Below are 21,832 nucleotides of genomic sequence, written 5' to 3' on the forward strand. Positions count from 1 at the left end.
CGTGTTGAAGCCGGATACGGGCTGCGTCACGGTCGTGGCTGACAAGAGTTTGAAAGATCGAAAATGCGCCTTTTGCCAGTCCTCATTGCCCTTGTTGTTGCCGCCGCGATCTATGCTTTCGTGTTCGAGCGCGAGCGGCTGGTGGCGATGATCCCCGGCCCCGAGGATACCGCCACAGATGAGACCGCGCCCCGGAACGACACGCCTGAGCAGATCATGCGCGTGGTGGTGCAGCGCTCGGAGGCGCGCGAGGTGGATAGCGCGGTGCTGTTGCGCGGGCGCACCGAGGCCGACCGCACGGTTGAATTGCGCGCCGAAACCTCGGGCCTCGTGATTTCCGAACCGCACCGCCGGGGGGCTTTTGTCGAAGCGGGCGACATGCTTTGCCGTCTCGATCCCGGCGCGCGGCAGGCGGCCCTTGCCGAGGCGCGCGCCCGGCTGGCCGAAACCGAGGCGCGGGTGCCCGAGGCGCGCGCGCGGATCGACGAGGCGCAGGCCGATCTGGAAGAGGCCGAGATCAATTACAAGGCCGCCGATAGTCTGGTCGGGTCGGGCTTTGCGTCACAAACCCGCGTGGCCGCGACCCGCGCCGCGCTGCGCGCCGCCGAAGCGGGCGTGGAGGGGGCGCGTTCAGGTCTCGGATCGGCACAGGCCAATATCGAGGCCGCCCGCGCGGGCGTGACCGCCGCCGAGGAGGAAATCCGCCGCCTGACCATCAGCGCGCCGTTTTCCGGCGTGCTCGAAACCGACACCGCCGAACTGGGCAGTCTGCTGCAACCCGGCGCGCTCTGCGCCACGGTGCTGCAACTCGACCCGATCACGCTTGTGGGCTTTGTTTCGGAAATGGACGTGGCGCGCGTGATCGAGGGGGCGCCCGCCACGGCGCGCACCATCTCGGGCCACGAGGTCGCGGGCAAGGTCAGCTTTGTCGGGCGCTCGGCCGATCCCGCGACCCGCACCTTTCGCGTGGATGTCCGCGTGCCCAATCCCGATCTGACGCTGCGCGACGGCGAGACCGCCGAAATCGGCATCACGGCCGAAGGGCGCATGGCCCATCTGGTGCCGCAATCGGCGCTGACGCTCGATGACGCGGGCACGCTTGGCCTGCGGACGGTGGATGCCGACAGGACCGCGCGCTTTGCGCCCGTCACGCTCCTGCGCGACACGCCTACCGGCATCTGGCTGACAGGCTTGCCGGAGCGCGCCGACATCATCGTGATCGGTCAGGAATACGTCACCGACGGCGTGCCGGTCGAGCCTGTCTATCAGGAGCTTGGCCAATGACGGGCATCGTCGACTGGGCCGCCTCACGCGCGCGCATGGTGCTGGCCTTTGTGGTGCTCTCGATTCTCGCGGGCACCATGGCCTATGTCAGCCTGCCCAAGGAGGGCGAGCCGGATATCGAGATCCCCGCGCTTTTCATCACCGTGCCCTTTCCCGGCATCTCGGCCGAGGACAGCGAAAAGCTTCTGGTCAAGCCGATGGAGACCGAGCTGAGCGATCTCGACGGGCTCAAGAAGATGACCGGCACCGCGTCCGAGAATTTCGGCGGCGTGGCGCTCGAGTTCGAGTTCGGCTGGGACAAGACGCAGATCCTTGCCGATGTGCGCGACGCGATGGACAAGGCCGAGGCCGAATTTCCCGAAGGTTTCGAGAAATACACCATCAACGAGGTGAATTTCAGCGAGTTCCCGATCATCATCGTCAACCTGTCCGGCCCGGTGCCCGAACGGACCATGACGCGGCTGGCCAAGGATTTGCAGGACACGCTCGAGGCGCTCGAGCCGGTGCTCGAGGCCGGCATCGCGGGCAGCCGCGACGAGATGGTCGAGGTGGTGATCGACCCGCTCAAGCTTGAATCCTACAATGTCACCGCGCTCGACCTGATCAACGCGGTGCAGAACAACAACCAGTTGATCCCGGCGGGCGAGGTGGACAGCGCGCAGGGCACCTTTGCCGTCAAGATCCCCGCCTCTTTCGAGGAAACGCGCGACATCTACCAATTGCCGATCAAGACCAACGGCGACCGGATCGTGCGGCTGGGTGATATCGCCACGATCAACCTCACCTTCGAGGACCGGATCGGCACAGCGCGTTTCAACGGTGAGACGACGGTCGCGCTTCAGGTGGTTAAGCGCAAGGGCTTCAACATCATCGACACCGCCGCTCTGGTGCGCCGCACCGTGGCCGAGGCGGAAACGCGCTGGCCCGAGGAATTGCGCGCCGTGGTCTCGGTCGGGGCCTCCAACGACCAGTCGCGCACCGTGGGCTCGATGGTGAGCCAGCTTGAAGGCTCGGTGCTGACCGCCATTGCGCTGGTGATGATCGTGACGCTGGCAGCCCTTGGCATCCGGCCTGCCATTCTGGTGGGGTTCGCCATTCCGACCTCGTTCCTGCTGACCTTTGCGATGCTTGCCGTGATGGGTGTGTCGGTCTCCAACATCGTGATGTTCGGACTGATCCTTGCCGTGGGGATGCTGGTCGACGGGGCCATCGTGGTGGTGGAATATGCCGACAAGCGCATTGCCGAGGGCGAAGGCCCGATGCACGCCTATGTCGGCGCCGCCAAACGCATGTTCTGGCCGGTGGTCAGCTCCACCGCAACGACGCTTTGCGCCTTTCTGCCGATGCTGTTCTGGCCCGGTGTGCCGGGGCAATTCATGGGGATGCTGCCGATCACGCTGATTTTCGTGCTCTCGGCCTCGCTTCTGGTGGCGCTGGTCTACCTGCCGGTTCTGGGCGGGGTGACAGGGCGGCTGGAGCGGTGGTTTTCCGAACGCACCGGGGCGATCGCGGGCGGCTTCTGGCTGTGGCATGTGCTGCTCCTGCCGCTGGCGGCCGGAGCGGCGCTGCTGGCGGGGCGCGGCGTGCCGGTGCTTCTGGCCGAGATCGGCGCGCGCTTTGGCCAGATGGACGGGGCCGCAATCCTCGGCTCGGTCCTGCCGACACTGATCACGGTCTTTGGCCTCGGTCTGGGGGTGGTGGCGCTGATCGGTGCGGGCGTGGGCGCGGTGATCGCGGTGCTGCTGGCCCTGATGGCGATTCCGCGCCGCTGCGGCAAAGCGCTGCGCGCTCTTGGCCGGTCGCTGCTGCCCGGCCGCAAGCCGCGTGTCGCGGCGGGCTATCGCCGGTCGGCCTTTGGCTGGATGATCCACGCCATCGTCGGCAATCCGGTCATGCCGCTGGTGGCCTTCGGCGCGGTTTTCGTGCTCGTCGGCTCGGTGCTGATGTTCTACGTGAACAACAACAACGGCACGCAGTTCTTTGTCGATACCGAGCCGGAACAGGCCATCGTCTATGTGCGCGGTCGCGGAAACCTGTCGATCGGGCAAAAGGATGCGCTCGTCAATCAGGTCGAGGAGATCGTGCGCGCCCATCCCGGCGTCGAGACGGTGTTTGCCTTTGCCGGCGATGGCGGGCTCAACAACAACACCGGCGGTGCGCAGCCGCCGCGCGACACCATCGGCCAGGTGCAGTTCGAAACGATCCCCTGGGAAAAACGCCCGCAGGTGATGGAGACATGGTTCACCCTGCCCTTCACGGATATCGCCGTGCGGCGCAGCATGATCGACCCGTCCTTTGACGGCAACGCGGTGATCGACCAGTTGACCGCCGACCTGGAACAGATCCCCGGCATCAAGATCGAGATCCTCGGCCAGTCGCGCGGCCCCGCCTCCGCCAAGCCCGTGCATCTGCGCATAAGGGGTGACGACTGGGACACGCTCATGCGTTTTACCGAGGAGGCGCGCGCAGAGTTCGAAGCGACGACCGGGCTGCACCAGATAGAGGACACCCTGCCCCTGCCCGGCATCGACTGGCAGATCGACGTGGATGTAGAGCGCGCGGGCCGCTTCGGTGCCGATGTGGCAACGGTGGGCATCATGGTGCAGCTTGTGACGCGCGGCGTGCTGCTTGACACGATGCGCATCCCCGGCAGCGACGAGGAGGTGGAAATCCGCGTGCGCCTGCCGGAGAACGACCGCGTGCTCTCGACCCTCGACGCGCTCAAGGTGACCACGCCGAACGGGCTGGTGCCGCTGTCGAATTTCATCACCCGCAAGCCGGTGCAGCAGCTTGCCCAGATCGACCGGATCGACCAGACCCGGTTTTTCGATATCAAGGCGGCGGTGCAGGACGGGCTGAGCGCCACCATCCGCGACGCGCAGGGCAATGAGCGCCGCGTGCCGCTCACCGCCAACGAGCGGATCGAGCGGCTGACGGACTGGCTCGAGAGCGGCGTGCTGCCTGCGGGCATCAGCTATGAATGGACCGGCGACCAGGAGGATCAGGAGGAATCGGGTGCCTTCCTGCAAAAGGCGTTTGCCGGTGCGCTTGGCCTCATGTTCATCATCCTGCTGGCGCAGTTCAACAGCGTTTATAACGCGGTTCTCGTGCTGCTCGCCGTCGTGCTCTCGACCACGGGCGTCCTGGTGGGGATGCTGGTGATGAACCAGCCGTTTTCCATCATCATGACCGGCACCGGCATCGTGGCATTGGCGGGTATCGTGGTGAACAACAATATCGTGCTGATCGACACCTATCAGGAATACGCGCGCTACATGCCGCGCGTGACCGCCATTACCCGCACCGCACAGGACCGCATCCGGCCGGTGCTGCTCACGACGATCACCACCATGGCCGGTCTCGCGCCGATGATGTTCGGGCTCAGCCTCGATTTCGTCAATGGCGGCTACAGTTTCGACAGCCCCACCGCGCTCTGGTGGAAGCAACTGGCGACGGCGGTGGTGTTCGGCCTTGGCATCGCCACCGTGCTGACGCTCATATTCACGCCCGCGATGCTGGCGCTCCGGGTCTGGGCCACGACCTATGTGCTCTGGGTCGCGCGGGCGCTCTCCGCGCTGTCGCTGGGCCGGTCGAGCGCGGCGGCGCGCGACTGGGCGCTCAACCATGCCGCACGGCGCATGCGGCAAGCGGAAATCCTGTGGCCGGACGAGCGCGCCGGGCAATCAGGCCATTACGAGGATATCGACGCCGAATCGCCGCGCCCCGAGGATGTGGCGACTGTGCCGGCCGCGCGGTCCGATCCCCCCTTGCGCGCGGCCGAATGACGTCGACGGATATGGATCACTGACCCAACCAAGGCGTGATACGTCCTTCTGGGGAAACAATCCCCGCGAAGTGCCGCGTTCCGTATCAAATGTGTGGCCAATCAAAAAACCGACTTGAAACGTGTCAAAAATCGGGCGATTTTAAGATCAAGTTCGGCAAGACTGGCCGGAACGAATGATATGGTCGGGAGATATTACGATGTGGAATTGGTTTTTCGGCGGCTATACGGGCACCACGGGCGGAACGGGCGCATCGCAGGTTCCGGAAATGGACGCCGCCAGCGGGACGCTTGCGATCGCTGTGGTTCTGGCAGCCCTCGTTCTGGCTTGGGAAATACGTCGCCGTCGTCGCGCGCGCGGCTGAGCCTTCGGCTCAGATCAGCGCGAAATCACCCCTCCAAAGGGCGACGACAGCGATGAGTGCATTCGCACTCGCATGGGCGGCCATGGCATCAGCCAGCCGCCCTTTGTGCATGTAAAGAGCCGAAAACACGACGCCTGCCAGCCCCGCCTCCAACCACCGGCCATGGACGAGGGCGAAGATCGTGGCCGAGACGGCAACCGCCAGAACCCGGCTTGAGAGGGTGCCCCGGTCGATCCGGGCCTGAACGTAGCCGCGGAAAAACAACTCCTCGATGACCGGAACAAGCGCCATCGTGCCGATGAGGCGCAGCGCCGCCCAGAGGGCAAAGGCCCCGCCCGAGAGCGCCGCCAGCCCGGCAGAGAGCGGCGCGGCGGCCGGCGCGGTCACGATCCAGACAAGGCCGACGCCAAGCCCCGCCGTGACCGCAAGTGCCGAGGGCAGCACCATGAGGCGTGCGATCTTTTTGCGTGCCCACCACAGCACACCCGCCATGGCCGCCACCTGCATCGGATAGCCCATTACTGGATCGGTCCAGAATGCCTGCGCCAGCATCGACGACAGCGCGAAGACAATGAACGGCAGGATGCGCACCGCCGCATCATCCTCGGCCAACGCGGGGCCCGTGACCGCCACCGGCGCGCCCGCCTGCAAGGCATAGCGCGAGCGGCTCACCAGCGCGAGGATCGCCACCGCCAGCCCGGTGAACATGATCCAGCCGGCAAAGCTGTGGAATCCGTTGACGGCAAGCTCCGGCGAGCCATGCGCGCCGATGAGAACAAGCGCCGTGATGCGCAGCGCGTTGAACACCCAGCTTGCCAGAAGTGCCAGCGGCCAGATCACCAGCCAGACCCGCCGCAGCCGCAGGTCGTCGCGGAAAAGCGCCGCGTAAAGCCCCAGAAACGCGGTGATCAGCACCAGCCCTTCGATGCCCGAACAGCTATCGGCCACCTCGACGAAAAACCCCTCCGCGCCGATGATATAGGCCTCGGGGTTGACGCCGACCTCGCCGGAGAAAAGCCGCAGCATCAGGTAGACCGCGATGAAGGTCACATCGGTCAGCACCTGAACCGTCCAGAGCGGCCCCGCCAGCACCACGATCCCCGGCAGCGCTGCGGCAAACCCCGTGATCGCCAGCAACGAGGCGAGCCGGCCGTCAAGCCACCCTGCCCAGGCGGCGGGCCGCGCCAGCCAGAACAGGCCGCCAAGCGTGGCCAGCAGCGTGCCAAGGCTGAGTAGCGGAAAGAGCATGGCAAAGCGCGCGCTCATATCGCCGGGCGGCACCAAAACCATCGGCACAAGGATCAGCACCAGGCCAAGCAGGTGCAGCGCCGCCCAGAACGCGCCCCCCGGTTGCGTCGCGCTCATGCGCAAGAACTCCGCGCGCGCCTCAGACCGCGCCCAGAGCCAGACGCCCAGAAGCGACGCCGCGCAGAAGAGCCACAGACCCGCCCACCTGAGGCCCCGGCACGCGGCCTCGATCGCCGTGGCGCGACATTCCAGATCGGTCGAGACCTGCAACATCACCACAAGCAAAAGCGCCTCGGCCAGAAACAGCAGGCCGAGACGCAGCGCCCGCCCCGGCGGCGCGAAGATATTCGAAAGCGTCCTCACATCGCGCAAGCTAGCGCGCAGTGCGGTGCTAAAAAAGACGCAAAAGCGGCGATTTCGCGCCTCTCAGAGCCCCAGTCGGTCGCGCATGAACGCAAGCGCCACCGACAGCCCGTCGGGCGCGATGCCATGGGCCGTGCCCTTCATCACATGGGCATAGACATCCTTCCAGCCCGCGCCCTGCAAGGCCTCTGCCGCCTCTGGCAGGGATTGCACCGGCACCACGTCATCGGCATCGCCATGAACCAGCAGGACCGGCGGGCGGCTTTGCACCTCATCGGCCAGAAGATCGGGCCGCAACAGCCGCCCCGAAAAGGCCACGACCCCCGCCACCGCATCCTCGCGGCGCGGCGCGACATGCAGCGCCATCATCGTGCCTTGGGAAAAGCCGAAGAGCACCACCTGTTCGGGCAGAAGGTCCTCATCCACCATCAGCGCATCAAGAAAGGCATCGAGATCGCGCGCGGCCGCCAGAAGCCCGCGCTCGGCCTCTTCCTCGCTCGACCCATCAATCCAGGGAATCGGAAACCATTGCAGGCCAAAGGGCATCCCCGGAATGCTCTCGGGCGCGTCGGGGGCTATGAAAAGCGTGTCGGGCAGATGCTCGGCCAGCGGATCGGCCAGGCCCAGAAGATCGGCGCCGTTCGCACCATACCCGTGCAGGAACACCACCGCCGAGCGCGTCTCGCCCGAAAGAGGCGCGCGGCGCCCCGCTTGCAACACCCGTGTCATGTGATCCCTTCCCTGTCCTTGGCCACCCGGTAATAGGCCCAGAGCAGGCGCGCCGCAACCGCCCGCCACGGTGCCCAAGCTTCGGCCATGCCGCGCAAGGCCGCCGGTTTCGGGCGCTCGGGCAGATCGTAGAGCAGCCGTGCCGCCTCTTGCAGCGCCAGATCGCCGGGGGCAAAGACATCGGCGCGCCCGAGACTGAACATGGCATAGATCTCGGCCGTCCAGACGCCGATGCCGGGCACCTCGGTCAGCGTCGTGATGACGGTCTCGGTGGGGGCGCTGCGCAGCGCCGCGTAATCGAGATCGGCCTCTGCGAGCGCCTGCGCATAGCGCGCTTTCTGGCGGCTCAGCCCCGCGCCGCGCAATGTCTCCTCGTCGCTTGCGGCAATCGCGCGCGCCTCGGTCAGTCCCGCCGCGCCCAGCCGCGCCCAGATCGCGTTGGCCGCCGCCACGCTCACCTGCTGGCTGACGATCGCACCGAAGAGGGCCGCAAAGCCGTCCTCGCGCCGCCGAAGCGGCACCTCCTCCATCAGCGAGAGGGCATGCGCCATGCGCGGACAGGCCCGCGCCAGATGCGCCGTGCCTTCCGCGATATCGGCCTCTGCCGTGATGATGCGCTCATTCATGACCGTCACTCTAGCCGCTTGCCCGCCCGCGCGCCATGGCCGCTGGCCAAACCGCGCCCGCCCTGCCATATCTGCGCCTCGAACAACCACGGAGCCGCTCATGACCCGCCTCATCACCGCCTTGTCCGAGATTGCCCAAGGCTACGACGCGCTCTTTGTCGATCTGTGGGGCTGTGTGCATGACGGGGTGCGTGCCCTGCCCGAGGCCTGCGCCGCGCTCAGCGCCTATCGCAAGGGTGGCGGTGCGGTGGTGCTTGTCACCAACTCGCCCCGCCCGCGCAGCGACGTGGAGCGGCAATTGCGCCATTTCGGCGTGCCCGACGATGCCTGGGACACCATCGCCACCTCGGGCGACAGCGCGCGGGCGGCGATGTTCACCGGCGCGGTCGGGCAGCGCGTCTGGTTCATCGGCCAGCCGCAGGAAGTGCTTTTCTTCGATCCGATCAAGGTGGTGGAGGACCCCGTCGAGATCACCCGCGTCGATCTGGACGAGGCCGAGGGGATCGTCTGCACCGGCCCGTTCGATCCGATGGCCGACCCCGAGGTGATGCGCCCAGAGTTCCTTGCCGCCAAGACGCGCGGTCTGAAACTGCTCTGCGCCAATCCCGATATCGTGGTGGACCGGGGCGAGGTGCGCGAATGGTGCGCGGGGGCGCTGGCGCGGCTCTATACGGAAATGGGGGGGACAAGCCTCTATTTCGGCAAGCCGCATCCGCCGATCTATGACCTTGCCCGCCGCCGCCTTGCCCTGCTTGGCCGCGACGTGGACGAGGCGCGCATCCTCGCCATCGGTGACGGCGCGCAGACCGATATTCGCGGCGCCATGGGCGAGGATATCGATTCCCTCTTCATCACCGGCGGGCTGGCCGCACGGGAGACAAAAACGTCGCATCAACCTGAGGAAACGGCGCTAACAGGTTATCTTGAAAAGGAAAACATCGCACCAACCTATGCGATCGGCTATCTTCGATAGGTGATTCAGGGCTTGATTTTTCTGCATCCGCAAAGTAATAAAGTTCCAATCATGGCGTAAAATTCGCCTCAAAATTGCGCACCGGATGAATCGGAGGGGCGAATGTTGGACAACCTGCCGCGCGGCACGATCTGCATCGAAGACATCGAGATGGGCATGACCCGCCACCTGCGAAAGGTCGTGACCGACCGCGATATCGAGATGTTCGCCGAGGTCTCGACCGACCGCAACCCGGTGCATCTCGACGATGAATACGCGCAGGACACCATCTTCGAGGGGCGCATCGCGCACGGGATGCTGACCGCCGGCCTCATCTCGGCGGTGATCGGCGAGCAACTGCCCGGTCACGGCACGGTCTACATGGGCCAGACGCTGAAATTCCTCGCCCCCGTGCGCCCCGGCGACATGGTCCATGCCGAGGTCGAGGTGGTGGGCATCGACCACGCCAAGCGGCGCGTGCAACTCGATTGCCGCTGTCTGGTGAACGGCAAAAAGGTGTTGATCGGCGAGGCCACCGTGCTGGCCCCCTCGCGGAAGTTCGACTGAGTTCGGGCCCCTGAGAGCGTTGGGGGGGCGCTGAACCATCGAAACGCGTCACGGTTGATTTGGTGCGATGGAGACCCGAAGCGCTCGATTACCCGTTGCCGAAATTGCTCTATCTGCCGCAAAGCGCGGGCCTGCGTCTCGCCCCGGCACTCATCCTGCCGCGGTGCTACGGCTGCGCGCGTGGACTGTCGCGGTCCGTCAAAACCTCGGCGCAAAAGCCCCGGCGCACGGTCCGCGCCAGGAAAGTTCACAGCTCTCTTGATCGGAATTTCTTGAAAATTCCGTCGCGCGACGGCGGTTCCGGGCCACGATTTCCAGGCACCTCACCCCAGGGCAACCGCCTTGAGGTCCGCATCCACATGCGCGAGATACTGCTCGAAATTCTGGGCGAACATGGCCACCAGCCGTGCCGCCTGCGCGTCATAGGCTTGCGCGTCGTCCCATGTGCGGCGCGGATCAAGCAGCACATCGGCCACGCCCGGCACCGATACCGGCACTTCAAAGCCGAAATTCGGGTCCTTGCGGAACTCGACATCATTGAGCGAGCCATCAAGGGCTGCGGTCAAGAGCGCGCGCGTGGCCTTGATCGGCATCCGCGATCCGGTGCCATAGGCCCCGCCCGTCCAGCCAGAGTTCACGAGCCAGCACGACGCCCCCTGACTCTCGATCTTGGCGCGCAGGAGGTTGCCGTAAACCTCCGGGCGGCGCGGCATGAAGGGCGCGCCGAAGCAGGTCGAGAACACCGGTTGCGGCTCGGTCAGGCCGCGCTCGGTGCCGGCCATCTTGGCGGTAAAGCCCGACAGGAAGTGATACATCGCCTGTGCAGGCGTCAGCCGCGCGATGGGGGGCAGCACGCCGAACGCATCGCAGGTCAGCATCACCACGTTACGGGGATGCCCGGCAAGGCCGGTCTCGGACGCATTGGGGATATAGTTCAGCGGATAGGCGCAGCGCATGTTCTCGGTCAGGCTGGCATCCTCATAATCCAATTCACGCGTTTCCGCGTCATAGACCATGTTCTCGATCACCGTGCCGAACATCGAGCAGGTGGCATAGATCTCCGGCTCCGCCTCGGGGCTCAGGTGGATGGTCTTGGCATAGCAGCCACCCTCGAAATTGAACGTGCCCTTGTCGGACCAGCCGTGTTCGTCATCGCCCAGAAGCGTGCGGTTGGGATCGGCCGAGAGCGTCGTCTTGCCGGTGCCCGAGAGGCCGAAGAACACGGCGGCATCCTCGTAGTCGTCCTTGGCATGGTTGGCCGAGCAATGCATCGGCATGACGCCCTTTTCGGGCAGAAGGTAATTCATCAGGCCAAAGATGGATTTCTTGTTCTCACCCGCATATTCGGTGTTGCCGATGAGGATGAGCCTGGCGTCGATATTGACCGCGATCACCGTCTCGGACCGGCAGCCATGCCGCACGGGGTCCGCCTTGAAGCCGGTGCAGTTGATGACGGTGTAATCGGCCACGAAATGATCCAGCGCGGCGCGGTCGGGTCGGCGCAGCATGTGGCGGATGAAGAGGTTGTGCCATGCCAGTTCGTTGACCAGCCGCACGTTGATGCTGTGCGCAGGGTCCGCCCCCGCCACCAGATCCTGAACAAAGACTTCGCGCCCTGCCAGATAGGCCAGCATGTCCTTGTGCAACTGATCAAAATGCCCGGGCGACATCGCCAGATTGTTGTCCCACCAGATCGTGTTTTCCGTGGTGGGCGTGCGCACGGTGAACTTGTCCTTGGGCGACCGGCCGGTGAACTCGCCCGTGCTGACCAAAAGCGCGCCGCCCTGCCCCAATTCGCCCTCGCCACGCCGGATGGCGGCATCCACAAGCGCGGGCTCGGTCAGGTTGTAATGCACGCGGCCCAGCCCGGAAATCCCCTGATCCTCGAGCCGGAAACCCGGATTGACCCGTCCTGAAATCATGTCTCTCTCCCTTTTGGGCATCGCGGCCCGGTCGTCCCTCACCCCGAGGCCCCCCGCCTCTGGTGTCTGGTATTCCAGATTCGCATTGGGCGCGAGTGTCATCACGCGACCGGATGCGATTTTTTCACATGATGGAGCATATCGTCATGAAGGTCCACGGCGCTCTGATGGCCGCTGCACATCGCGTGGCAGGCGTGCCCATGTCTTGCTCATCGGGAATGATGAAATCCCTCATGTCCGTCTCCTCGGCCCTTCATCGTTCGGAAAATACTCCGGGGGGTGCGGGGGGCTGGCCCCCCGCTCCGGTCGCGGCCCGCACGGGCCGCGAAACACCTCATTCCGCCGCCGTGCGGCCGGCGAAATCGTCTGGAAAATGCGTCAGCGCGGACATCACCGGAAAGGGCGTGAACCCGCCAAGTGCGCAGAGTGAGTCATCTTTCATGGTTTCGCAGAGATCGGTCAGAAGCGGGATCGCCGATCCATCGCCTGCCGCGATGCGGTCGATTGTCTCCACTCCGCGCACCGCGCCGATCCGGCAGGGTGTGCATTTGCCACAGCTTTCCACCGCGCAGAATTCCATTGCAAACCGCGCCATTTGCAACATGTCGGCGCTGTCGTCAAAGACGACCAGCCCGGCATGACCCAAGAGCCCGCCCTTGGCGTCAAGCTCTTCATAGCCAAGCGGGGCGTCAAACTTGCTGACAGGGATATAGGCACCAAGCGGCCCGCCCACCTGCACCGCCTTGACCGGACGGCCCGTCATGGTGCCGCCGCCCAGATCGTTGACCACTTCGCCTATGGTGATACCAAACGCGGTTTCGAATAGCCCCCCGCGCGCCACATTGCCCGCGATTTGCAAGGTCACGGTGCCACGCGACCGGCCCAGCCCAAAATCTGCATGATGGTGCGCGCCCTTCTCGAAAATCACCGGCACAGTGGCAAGGCCGATGACGTTGTTGACAACCGTTGGCCGCCCAAGGAACCCTTCGAGCGCCGGAAGCGGCGGCTTGGCGCGAACAACACCCCGCTTGCCTTCGAGCGAGTTGAGCAGTGACGTTTCCTCGCCGCAGACATAGGCCCCGGCCCCCACGCGGATGTCCATGTCAAACGCGCGGCCGGAACCAAGAACATCGGCACCTAGAACACCTGCCCCGCGCGCGATCCCGACCGCGCGCCGCATCACCGCGATGGCATCAGGGTATTCCGAACGCAGATAGACATAACCGCGCGTCGCACCCACCCCAAGACCGGCAATCGCCATGCCCTCGATCAGGGTGAAGGGATCGCCCTCCATGATCATCCGGTCGGCGAATGTGCCGCTGTCACTTTCATCGGCGTTGCAGACGATGTATTTCTGCGGCCCTGCCGCATCGTGAACGGTTTTCCATTTGATACCAGTAGGAAATCCTGCGCCACCCCGTCACCGCAGCCCTGGCGGCACTGTCCTGCGAGACGTAAATCTTCATGCGCCCGCCTCCGCCAGAATGCATCCATCCGGGCGGCATCCACCCGGCCCAACACGCGCCCGTCCAGCATCGCCGCGGGGGCGCAGGCGCAGAGGCCAAGGCAATAAACCGGCTCGACAGTCACCGCGCCATCTGCGGTGGTGCCGTGCCAATCCAGCCCCAGCCTGGCGAGGGTCGCCTCGGCCAGCGCCGCACCGCCCGCCGCCTGACAGGCCTCGGCCCGGCAGATTTTCAGCACATGCCGACCTGCGGGATTGGCGCGGAAATCGCGCTAAAAGCTGATAACGCCGCGCAGACCGGCCTGGCTGATGCGCAACGCCTCGGCAATCGGGCGATGCGCCGCCTCGGGGATATGGCCAAAGGCGTCCTGCATCGCATGCAGGATCGGCATAAGCGGTCCTTCGAGATGCAGATATTCAGCAAGAAGGGCGTCGATTTTCTCGGGGGCGGGGCTGGTCATGGCTGGCCCCTCGCGGTTGCTGAGGCCAGTCAATCAGGTTTCATCATGTCGTATCAATATCGATATTTCGTCGATTGATAGGTAATATCTATTTCACATCGGTTGCCAGCCGCATGAAAACGCGCCGTATCTTCGGGCAGGACCGTCATCCAGCCGCCCGCCTCGACCGTCGCCATCAGCACGGCGGTAGAGTTGGAGTCGATCCAGACATCTGGCGTCACTTCGACGGCGGCGAAATTGCGGTTGATGATCCGGCGGTTCTGCATGTCTGGCGCCAGCAGACAGAGCCGCTCACCAGCCAGTTCATCCCACCCCACGCTTTCGCGCCCGGCAAAACGCGCGCCCTTGGCACAGACCAGCATATAGGCTCTTCATAAAGCGGCTCGGTGCTGACGCGGCCCATCGGCTCGTTGTCGAGATAGGAAATGCCCGCATCCACATCGAGCTTGTCCAGCATGATCGGTTCTTTCTCTTATAAATGGCCAGAATGAGCATCTAGCCAAAATCGAACGCCTCGAGCAATCACGTCACCAGCCTCGGCTTCATCAGCTCCTGCCGACCTGTCACAGGTCTCTTCCGCTGACCGGCGGCCCGATGAGTCTGGATTCGTGTGCCGGCGACACCGCGCTGTAGAGGATGTCCACCGCCGCCCGCGCGACGGGGAACAATCAAGGCCGGGATCAGGCCCCGATGCCATGAAACTCGACCGCGTCAATTCGCTGTGATACACTCAGGTTAATCGAAAATGGCGTCGGCTGGCGTTTGTCAGGCGCATATGGCTCAAGCGGGATGCTGCCGTTCTGTTGAAAATCCCCGTCTCGGCTTGGAAACAACTGTTTACAAAGTGACCTGACGGTCTATTACGTCCCCCTGCGGAAGACTGGCGTAACAGGTCGAAATCAAGGTAATTGCTACATGAATACCATCCAGAGCGGGATCGGAAAGGCGCGGGGAACATTTCCCCGAGCGGTTGACGACGGCGTAACAAAGGCGCCCGAGCGCGACGATGACGAGATCGATCTGCTGGCGCTTTTGTCGACAATCTGGCGCGGCAAATGGCTGATCGCGTTTGTTTTCATGCTGAGCGTCCTTGCCGGAGGGTATTACGCATTCTTCGCGGCGGTGCCGCTCTACCGTGCGACCACGACGGTGATTTTCGAGGGCGACGATGGTGGCAGCATCAGCGGTCTCGACAGCGTGCTTGGCGGCGGGCAGGCCAGCCCGGCAAAGATCACCTCGGAACTTGAGGTGATGCGCGCGCGCGGACTGATGGGAAAGGTCGTGGATCGGCTGGACCTGAGCAAGGATCCTGAATTCAACACCAGCCTGCGAACCCCCGGTTACGTCGACAGGGTAAAGGGGCAGATATCGAGTGCCCTGGCATCGCTGATGCCAAGCGCCAATGTCCCGCAAACCGACCCTGAAGCCGACGCCGACAGAACGCGTGCCGTGACGTCCCTCCTGGAAAAGGTCTCCGTCGGTAGTGTGCGCGACAGTCTTGTCTTCAACATCTCTGCCACAACCGAGGATCGCCACAAATCCGCCCTGATCGCGGATACCATCGCCGAACTTTATGTTCTTGACCAGATCGAGGTCAAATTCGACAAGATGCAGCAGGCGACGGAATGGCTCAGTGAGCGCGTGGTCGAGTTGCAAGGCGAGGTCGAGGCCGCCGACGAGGCCGTGTCAAGCTTCAGCGCCCAGACCGATCTTGTCTCCGTCGAAGGCCTGCGCGGACTGGAACGGCAACTCAAGGACACGCGCGACAGGATGGTGTCGCTGCGCGAGGCCCGCAACGCGGCCGAGCGCAGGCTTGCCGCGCTCAACGCCGCCGAAACCCGTGCCCAACAGGCCGAAGCCGCAGGCGACACGGAATTGTCGCGCCTGCTCTCGCGCGTGACTGCGGGCCGCCCGGAGACCGAACTGGCCTTCGATCTTCAGTTCGAGCGTGTGGTCGACCGCACCCGCGCCGATCTCCAGCGCAGCACGCAACAGCTCGAGGCGGTGATCCAGGCGGAGGCGTCCCTGTCCGCGCAGATCGAGTCGCAAAGCCGCGACCTGATCCAGTTGCAGCAATTGACGCGGGTCGCCGAAGCGACGCGCCTGCTTTACGAGCATTTCCTGACACGGCTCAAGGAAACCTCGGCACAGCAGGGCATCCAGCAGGCAGACAGCCGCGTTCTTTCCAGTGCCGTGGTGCCGGAACATCCATCGTTTCCGCGCAAGTCGCTGGTTCTGGCGCTGTCGGGTGTCCTCGGCGTCATGTTTGGCATCGCGCTTGTCCTGCTGCGCGAACTGCGCAAAACCGGCTTCCGGACCTCCGACGATCTTGAGCGGCATACCGGCGTCGTGGTCATGGGGCAGGTGCCGGTGATCCCGGGTTCCAAGCGCCGCGATATCCTTTCCTACATGAAGGACAAGCCCACCTCGGCCGCGATGGAAGCGGTGCGCAACCTGCGCACCTCGCTTCTGCTGTCCAATGTGGACAATCCGCCGCAGGTGATCGTCTCCACCTCCTCGATCCCCGGCGAGGGAAAGACCACGAACGCCATAGCACTTGCCTACAATTTCATCGGGCTTGGCAAGAAAGTCCTGCTGATCGAGGGCGATATCCGCCGCCGGACCCTGAACGAGTATTTCGAGGGTGGCGGCAAACATGGTCTCGTGTCCCTGCTTGGCGGGGAACGCAGCGTCGACGAGGTGATCTTCCGGCCGGACGCCTTCGAGGCCGATGTCATTCTGGGCGACAAGAGCCGCACCAACGCGGCCGATCTCTTCTCGTCCGAACGGTTCCGCGAGTTCATGGCCCAGATGCGCACGCAGTATGACATCATCATCATCGACACCCCGCCCGTGCTCGTGGTGCCCGATGCGCGGATCATCGCGCAACAGGCGGATGCGCTGCTCTTCTCGGTGCGTTGGGACAGCACCAGCCACGCGCAGGTCACGGAAGCGATGCGGCAATTGCAGACGTCGAACATCCGGCCCACCGGCCTCATCCTTAGCCTGATCAGCCCGCAAGGCATGAAACGCTATGGCTATGGCGGGCGTTACGGGGCCTATGGCGGCTATGGCGGGAAATATTACGAAGCTTGACGCGCGGCACCCCTGACCGGGGGCGGGCAACCGAGCCTTGGCTGTCGTGCCATAGCCGCCCGCCTTCGGAGATGACCTTTCCGCGTCCTTTCGTCCGGGCCGTCATGCGGCCCGGATGTCACGCAAGGCTGAGCGCGCTCACGCCGCTTCGCCATCGGTGAATTGCAGCCGGGCCAGCCGCGCATAAAGCCCGTTCTCGGCCACAAGGCTGTCATGCGTGCCCTGCGCCACGATCCGGCCCTGATCCATCACCACGATCCGGTCGGCCTTTTTCACCGTCGCCAGCCGGTGCGCCACGATGATCGTGGTGCGCGTCTTGGCCATCGCCTCGACCGCGCGCTGCACCGCGCGCTCGCTCTCGGCATCAAGCGCGGATGTGGCCTCGTCGAGCAGCAGCACGGGGGCGTCCCGCAGGATCGCGCGGGCAATGGCGATGCGCTGTTTCTGCCCGCCCGAGAGCATCACGCCCCGCTCGCCCACGAAGGTGTCATATCCCTGTGGCAGGGCGGCCATGAAGTCATCCGCGTTGGCCGCGCGGGCGGCGTCCACGATCTCGGCATCGGTGGCGTCGAGACGACCGAAACGGATATTCTCGCGCGCCGAGGTGGCAAAAATCACCGGGTCTTGCGGCACCAGCGCCATCTCGCGGCGGAATTCGTGCCGCGCCATGTCGGCAAGGGCCACACCATCAAGGGTGATACGCCCCTCATCGGGATCATAAAACCGCTGGATAAGTTGAATCACGCTGGTCTTGCCTGCCCCCGAAGGCCCGACAAGGGCCACCGTCTCGCCGGGCCGGATCGTCAGGCTGAAATCGTCAAGCGCCGGAATTTCGGGCCGCGCCGGATAGGCAAAGCGCACCGCGTCAAACACGATCTCTCCGCGCGCCGGATGCGGCACGGGCACGGGGCGCGCGGCATCCGTCACCGGGTCCTCGGCCTGCAACAGATCAACAAGCCGCTCGGTCGCGCCCGCCGCGCGCTGCAACTCGCCCCAGATCTCCGAGAGGGCCGCCACGGCACCGGCCACCATCACCGAATAGATCACGAACTGCACAAGGCTGCCTGCGGTCATCTCGCCCGCGCGCACATCGCGCGCCCCGATCCAGAGCACGCCGACAATACCGGTGAACACGAGGAAAATCACGATCACCGTCATCAGCGCGCGAGTATTCACCCGGCGGCGCGCGGCGTCATGGCTTTTCTCGGTGACATCGGCGAATTGCCCGCGCGTCGCTGCCTCATGGGTAAAGGCCTGCACCGTCTGCACCGACAAGAGCGCCTCGGACGCGCTGCCCGAGCTTTGCGCGATCCAGTCCTGATTTTCCCGGCTGAGCACCCGCATCCGCCGCCCCAGCGTCAGGATCGGCACGATCACCAGCGGCACGATCAACAGAACCAGCCCGGTGAGCTTGGCCGAGGTCAACAGCATCAAGCCCATGCCCCCCACGAACAGGAGCAGGTTGCGCAGCGCGATCGAGATGGACGAGCCGATGACCGACAGGATCAGCGTGGTGTCGGTGGTGATCCGGCTCAGCACCTCGCCGGTCATCAGCCGCTCGAAAAACGCGGGGCTCATGCCGATCACCCGGTCGAACACGGCCTTGCGGATATCGGCCACAACGCGCTCGCCCAGCCGTGTGACCAGCAGGTAGCGCGCCCCGGTCCCCAGCGCGAGCAGCGCCGCAATGAGAAGCGCCGCGCCGAAATACTGATCGAGCAGCGCGCCGTCCTCGACGCTGAAATTGTCCACCACCCGCCGCACCGCCATTGGCAGCGCCAGCGCCACGGCGGCGGTCAGCACCAGCGCGGTGATCGCGGCCACCAGAAGCGGGCGATAGGGACGCAGGAACGGCCAAAGCTCGGCCAGCGCGCTTACGCGCCGCGATTTCTCCCGATCGAGCAGATCGGCCCCGTTCTCGGCCCTGCGCACCATGGTATTCCTCCCGTTCCGTCATCCCGGTTCTTGGCGAGTGCCGCGCTTGGGGTCAAGTGCTCCGATTGGTCGCAGGCGCTCAGGGGAGGGGCGAAACGCCGATCACCGCTGGATGAAGCGCGATGAGCAGCGCAAAACCCGCAAGGCCCAGCCCGAGGCGCGCCGCCGTGCCGGACCAGGAGGCGGGGCGCGGCGGCCAGGGCGGCGCGGCGCGGCGTGCCGCATCCAGCCGCGCCCAGTCCGCCCCCATCATCCGCTTGCGGCGGCGGTCCACGATCCATTGCCCCGAGAGGGCGAAGCCGGCGAAAAGGCCGAAAAGCAGCACATGCGCCAGATCGCCATTGGGCAGCAGATGCGCCAGCGCCCAGAGCGCGAGGGCCAGCAGCAACGGATGGCGGGTGTAACAGATGAGGCCGGGGCGCGCGGGGTCGAACCCCGCCCCCTCGCGCCCGCCGAAGGAGAACGGGTTGGGCCTGCCCGCGGCCAGCGCCACCAGGAGGCAAACGCCAAGCATCGCGGCAAGCGTCACATGCGCCTGCCACCCGGCCCGCTCCCAGAGCGGCACAAAGGGCGCACGCCCCGCCGCTTTGATCAGCCAGTAGAGCAGGCAGAGCGACAGCACCGAATAGCCAAGGCCAAAGCCCCGCCGCCCCAGCCGCGCCACCAGCGCGGACTTGACCGGCGGGCGCAAAGGCAGCGAATGGCTCAGGAAAAACACCGAAAATGCAAGGATATATTCGGTCCAGCCCACGCCCTTGCCCCCTTTGCGTCCCGTGTTCCGATCCGGGGATAACGCGCGCAAAGAAGCCCACGCAAGCGATTTCCGCTTGCGCGAATCCCGCGTCGGGCGTATCGCGGGGCTGCTTCGGTCCGGGAATAAACCCCCGGTTAATAGGGAATACGGTGCGATCCGGCCTTTGGATCAATTCCGTGACTGCCCCCGCAACTGTAAGCGGCGAGCGAAGCCGGGATACACCACTGCACCCTCGGGTGTGGGAAGGTCCGGCCAAGCGACGACCCGCAAGTCAGGAGACCTGCCGAAGTGATCACCCTATCCGGGCGCGGGGCGCGCCGTGGATAACGGTCTTTTCCGTAGTGGTGGCGCTTCACCGTCTGCGGAGGGGGCATGTCCTTTTCCAATGACCGACACGCAAGGAAACCGTGCCGCGATCCGGCATTGGGGGACACAAAGATGAAACATATCGCAACCTGCGCGCTTTGCGCTCTCGCCACGGCCCCCGCCATGGCGCAAGAGGCGTTCGACCTCGACACCATCACCGTCATTGCGAACCAGACCGCCACCGCGCTCGAGCGCAGCGGTGCGACCGTGGAGATCATCCCCGGATCCGAGGTGCAGGCCGCGCCCCGCGCGCGTCTGGGCGATTTCCTGACCTTCCAGCCGGGGATCACCTCCTCGGCCAACGGCCCGCTCGGCACCACCTCGACGGTGCGCATCCGCGGGCTTGGCGGGGCCTATGTGCCGGTCTTCATCGACGGTATCGACGTGACCGACCCGGCCTCGAGTGGCGGCGGCTTTGATTTCGGCGGGCTGACCAATGCCGGGCTTGGCCGGATCGAGGTGCTCAAGGGCTCGCAATCGGCGCGCTTCGGCCAGAACGCGGTCGGCGGCGTGATCAATATCGAAAGCCTGCGCCCAACCGAAGACGGTGTGCACGGTTTTGCCGAGGTCGAGGCGGGCAGCTTCGATTTCCGGCGCGGCGTGCTTGGCCTGACCGCGCGCACCGCGCGCACCGATCTCGCCTTCAGCTACAGCCGAACCGAGACGGATGGCTTTTCCGCCTCCGCCTTCGGCACCGAAAAGGACGGGTTCGAGGGAAGCCAGGCCAATCTCTACCTGCGCCACCAGTTTTCCGATATTTTCGCCGCCGGGTTCACGGCGCTCTATACCGACACCCGCGCCGAGTTCGACGAGTTCGGCGGCGACGGCGCGCCGCCTTTCGACGAGTTCAACAAGGCCGAAACCATCGGCGCGCGCGGCTTTGTCGAGGTGCAGACCGGGGCCGTCAGCCACGAGCTTGCGCTGAGCTGGTTCGAAAGCGACCGCACCAGTTTTTCCAACGGCGTGGCCAGCCCCTTCAAGGGCGAGCGGCGGCGCGCGGAGTATCGCGGCAGCTATGATCCGGGCGGGATCTGGGCGCTCAATTTCGGGGGCGACTACACCGAGGAAGAGGACCTGACGCAGACCATCGACATCGTCGGTGTGCAGGCCGAACTTCTGTTTGCCCCCACCGACACGCTCGATCTGGCCTTCTCGCTGCGCAATGACGACCATTCGGAGTTTTCCTCGGAACTCAGCTCGCGCGCGGCGCTGGCGTGGCGGGCGCGGCCCGATCTGATCGTGCGCGCCTCGGTCTCGGACGGGTTCCGCGCGCCGACGCTGGTGCAGCTTGACCCGTTCTTCGGCGATCCGAATTTCCAGCCCGAAACCAGCCTCAGCTATGATGTCGGCGTGGAAAAGCGCCTCAACGGTGACGGATTCCTGCGCGCCACGCTGTTCTACACCGAGATCGACAACCAGATTTTCTTTGACGACGCCTCGACGCGCTGCCCCTCGGGCTTTGGCTGTTTCGAGACCGGCGATTTCGAGGCCAAGGGGATCGAACTTTCGGGGCAGGTGGCGATCAACGCCTTTCTCACGCTTGACGCCGCCTATACCTTTACCGATGCCGAGCAGAACGACCGGCCCGCCGCGCGCGTGCCGCGCCATGATGTCGCGCTTGGCCTCGGCGCGCAGATCACGCCGCGCCTCGACGCGCAATTCACATTGCAGCATGTCGCGGATATCGAGCCGTCGGCCTTTGCCCCGCCGGTCAACAAGGTGGGTGATTACACGCTCTTTCACGTCAACGCCAATTACGCGCTGACCGATAGGGTCACGGCGTTCCTGCGCGTCGAGAACCTCTTTGACGAGGATTACGAGACCGCAGGCGGGTTCAACACGTCGGGGCGTGCGGGCTTTGTGGGGCTGCGTGCGTCGTTCTAGGCTCATATCCCTTGGTCTGGCCCTCGCTTTT

General features: G+C 65.0%; 14 protein-coding genes, 2 pseudogenes and 1 riboswitch. Of the genes and pseudogenes, 7 read left to right on the plus strand and 9 right to left on the minus strand.

Annotated elements, in window-relative coordinates; genetic code table 11:
* The first annotated feature begins 63 nt into the window (after positions 1 to 63).
* The 3 genes from ACSSV8_RS13960 to ACSSV8_RS13970 all read left to right on the plus strand — a co-directional run bounded on the left by ACSSV8_RS13960 (position 64) and on the right by ACSSV8_RS13970 (position 5,433).
* A complete protein-coding gene (locus ACSSV8_RS13960) occupies positions 64 to 1,284 on the plus strand; it encodes an efflux RND transporter periplasmic adaptor subunit (protein ID WP_454282842.1) in 1,221 nt (406 codons plus the stop codon).
* On the plus strand, positions 1,281 to 5,069 hold the full coding sequence (locus ACSSV8_RS13965) for an efflux RND transporter permease subunit (protein ID WP_454282843.1): 3,789 nt from the start codon (positions 1,281 to 1,283) through the stop codon (positions 5,067 to 5,069). The genes ACSSV8_RS13960 and ACSSV8_RS13965 overlap by 4 nt, the downstream gene beginning before the upstream one ends.
* Before the next feature lie 199 nt (positions 5,070 to 5,268).
* Complete coding sequence (locus tag ACSSV8_RS13970; RefSeq protein ID WP_354539494.1) at positions 5,269 to 5,433, plus strand: VPEID-CTERM sorting domain-containing protein; 165 nt, start codon at positions 5,269 to 5,271, stop codon at positions 5,431 to 5,433.
* Between the two features lie 9 nt (positions 5,434 to 5,442).
* On the opposite strand, the gene xrtE is transcribed toward ACSSV8_RS13970, so the two are convergent.
* The 3 genes from xrtE to ACSSV8_RS13985 form a co-directional block, all read right to left on the minus strand.
* Positions 5,443 to 7,044: an exosortase E/protease, VPEID-CTERM system gene (gene xrtE, locus ACSSV8_RS13975; protein ID WP_454282889.1), complete on the minus strand. Its 1,602-nt coding sequence runs from the start codon at positions 7,042 to 7,044 to the stop codon at positions 5,443 to 5,445.
* Between the two features lie 63 nt (positions 7,045 to 7,107).
* Positions 7,108 to 7,773 carry an alpha/beta hydrolase gene (locus tag ACSSV8_RS13980; protein WP_454282844.1) on the minus strand — a complete coding sequence of 222 codons (666 nt, stop codon included), beginning with the start codon at positions 7,771 to 7,773 and terminating at the stop codon, positions 7,108 to 7,110.
* Positions 7,770 to 8,399, minus strand: coding sequence for a DNA-3-methyladenine glycosylase family protein (locus ACSSV8_RS13985; protein WP_454282845.1), 630 nt, complete (start codon positions 8,397 to 8,399; stop codon positions 7,770 to 7,772). The genes ACSSV8_RS13980 and ACSSV8_RS13985 overlap by 4 nt, the downstream gene beginning before the upstream one ends.
* A gap of 100 nt (positions 8,400 to 8,499) precedes the next feature.
* On the opposite strand from ACSSV8_RS13985, the gene ACSSV8_RS13990 reads away from it, so the two are divergent.
* Both ACSSV8_RS13990 and ACSSV8_RS13995 read left to right on the plus strand, forming a co-directional pair.
* A complete protein-coding gene (locus ACSSV8_RS13990) occupies positions 8,500 to 9,372 on the plus strand; it encodes a TIGR01459 family HAD-type hydrolase (protein WP_354539490.1) in 873 nt (290 codons plus the stop codon).
* A 102-nt stretch (positions 9,373 to 9,474) separates the two neighbouring features.
* A complete protein-coding gene (locus ACSSV8_RS13995) occupies positions 9,475 to 9,918 on the plus strand; it encodes a MaoC family dehydratase (protein ID WP_354539489.1) in 444 nt (147 codons plus the stop codon).
* A gap of 323 nt (positions 9,919 to 10,241) precedes the next feature.
* Here ACSSV8_RS13995 and ACSSV8_RS14000 read toward each other — a convergent pair whose 3' ends face one another.
* From ACSSV8_RS14000 to ACSSV8_RS14015, 4 genes and pseudogenes are all read right to left on the minus strand, one after another.
* Positions 10,242 to 11,840, minus strand: a complete 1,599-nt coding sequence (locus tag ACSSV8_RS14000) for a phosphoenolpyruvate carboxykinase (protein WP_454282846.1) — start codon at positions 11,838 to 11,840, stop codon at positions 10,242 to 10,244.
* Between the two features lie 334 nt (positions 11,841 to 12,174).
* A pseudogene (locus tag ACSSV8_RS14005) lies at positions 12,175 to 13,260 on the minus strand (complex I 51 kDa subunit family protein); the annotation flags it as partial.
* Positions 13,261 to 13,328: 68 nt separating this feature from the next.
* Positions 13,329 to 13,766 (minus strand): annotated as a pseudogene (locus tag ACSSV8_RS14010) (formate dehydrogenase subunit gamma); the annotation flags it as partial.
* Positions 13,767 to 13,819: 53 nt separating this feature from the next.
* Entirely contained in the window at positions 13,820 to 14,128 is a 309-nt protein-coding gene (locus ACSSV8_RS14015; RefSeq protein ID WP_354539487.1) for a LysR family transcriptional regulator substrate-binding protein, read from the minus strand.
* 553 nt (positions 14,129 to 14,681) lie between these two features.
* Here ACSSV8_RS14015 and ACSSV8_RS14020 point away from each other — a divergent pair.
* Positions 14,682 to 16,862 (plus strand): polysaccharide biosynthesis tyrosine autokinase, encoded by a 2,181-nt coding sequence (locus ACSSV8_RS14020; RefSeq protein ID WP_454282847.1) that lies wholly within the window; start codon positions 14,682 to 14,684, stop codon positions 16,860 to 16,862.
* Positions 16,863 to 17,000: 138 nt separating this feature from the next.
* Here the strand turns inward: ACSSV8_RS14020 and ACSSV8_RS14025 are convergent, their stop codons facing one another.
* Both ACSSV8_RS14025 and ACSSV8_RS14030 read right to left on the minus strand, forming a co-directional pair.
* Positions 17,001 to 18,797, minus strand: a complete 1,797-nt coding sequence (locus ACSSV8_RS14025) for an ABC transporter transmembrane domain-containing protein (protein WP_454282848.1) — start codon at positions 18,795 to 18,797, stop codon at positions 17,001 to 17,003.
* Positions 18,798 to 18,876: 79 nt separating this feature from the next.
* The gene (locus tag ACSSV8_RS14030; RefSeq protein ID WP_454282849.1) at positions 18,877 to 19,548 is read right to left on the minus strand and encodes an NnrU family protein; all 672 of its coding nucleotides are present in this window, start codon (positions 19,546 to 19,548) and stop codon (positions 18,877 to 18,879) included.
* A gap of 98 nt (positions 19,549 to 19,646) precedes the next feature.
* A riboswitch (cobalamin riboswitch) is annotated at positions 19,647 to 19,853 on the plus strand.
* 136 nt (positions 19,854 to 19,989) lie between these two features.
* Here ACSSV8_RS14030 and ACSSV8_RS14035 point away from each other — a divergent pair.
* Positions 19,990 to 21,801: a TonB-dependent receptor plug domain-containing protein gene (locus ACSSV8_RS14035; RefSeq protein WP_454282850.1), complete on the plus strand. Its 1,812-nt coding sequence runs from the start codon at positions 19,990 to 19,992 to the stop codon at positions 21,799 to 21,801.
* The last annotated feature ends 31 nt before the right edge of the window (positions 21,802 to 21,832 follow it).

It is taken from the genome of Roseovarius sp. MBR-79 (genome assembly GCF_053628555.1).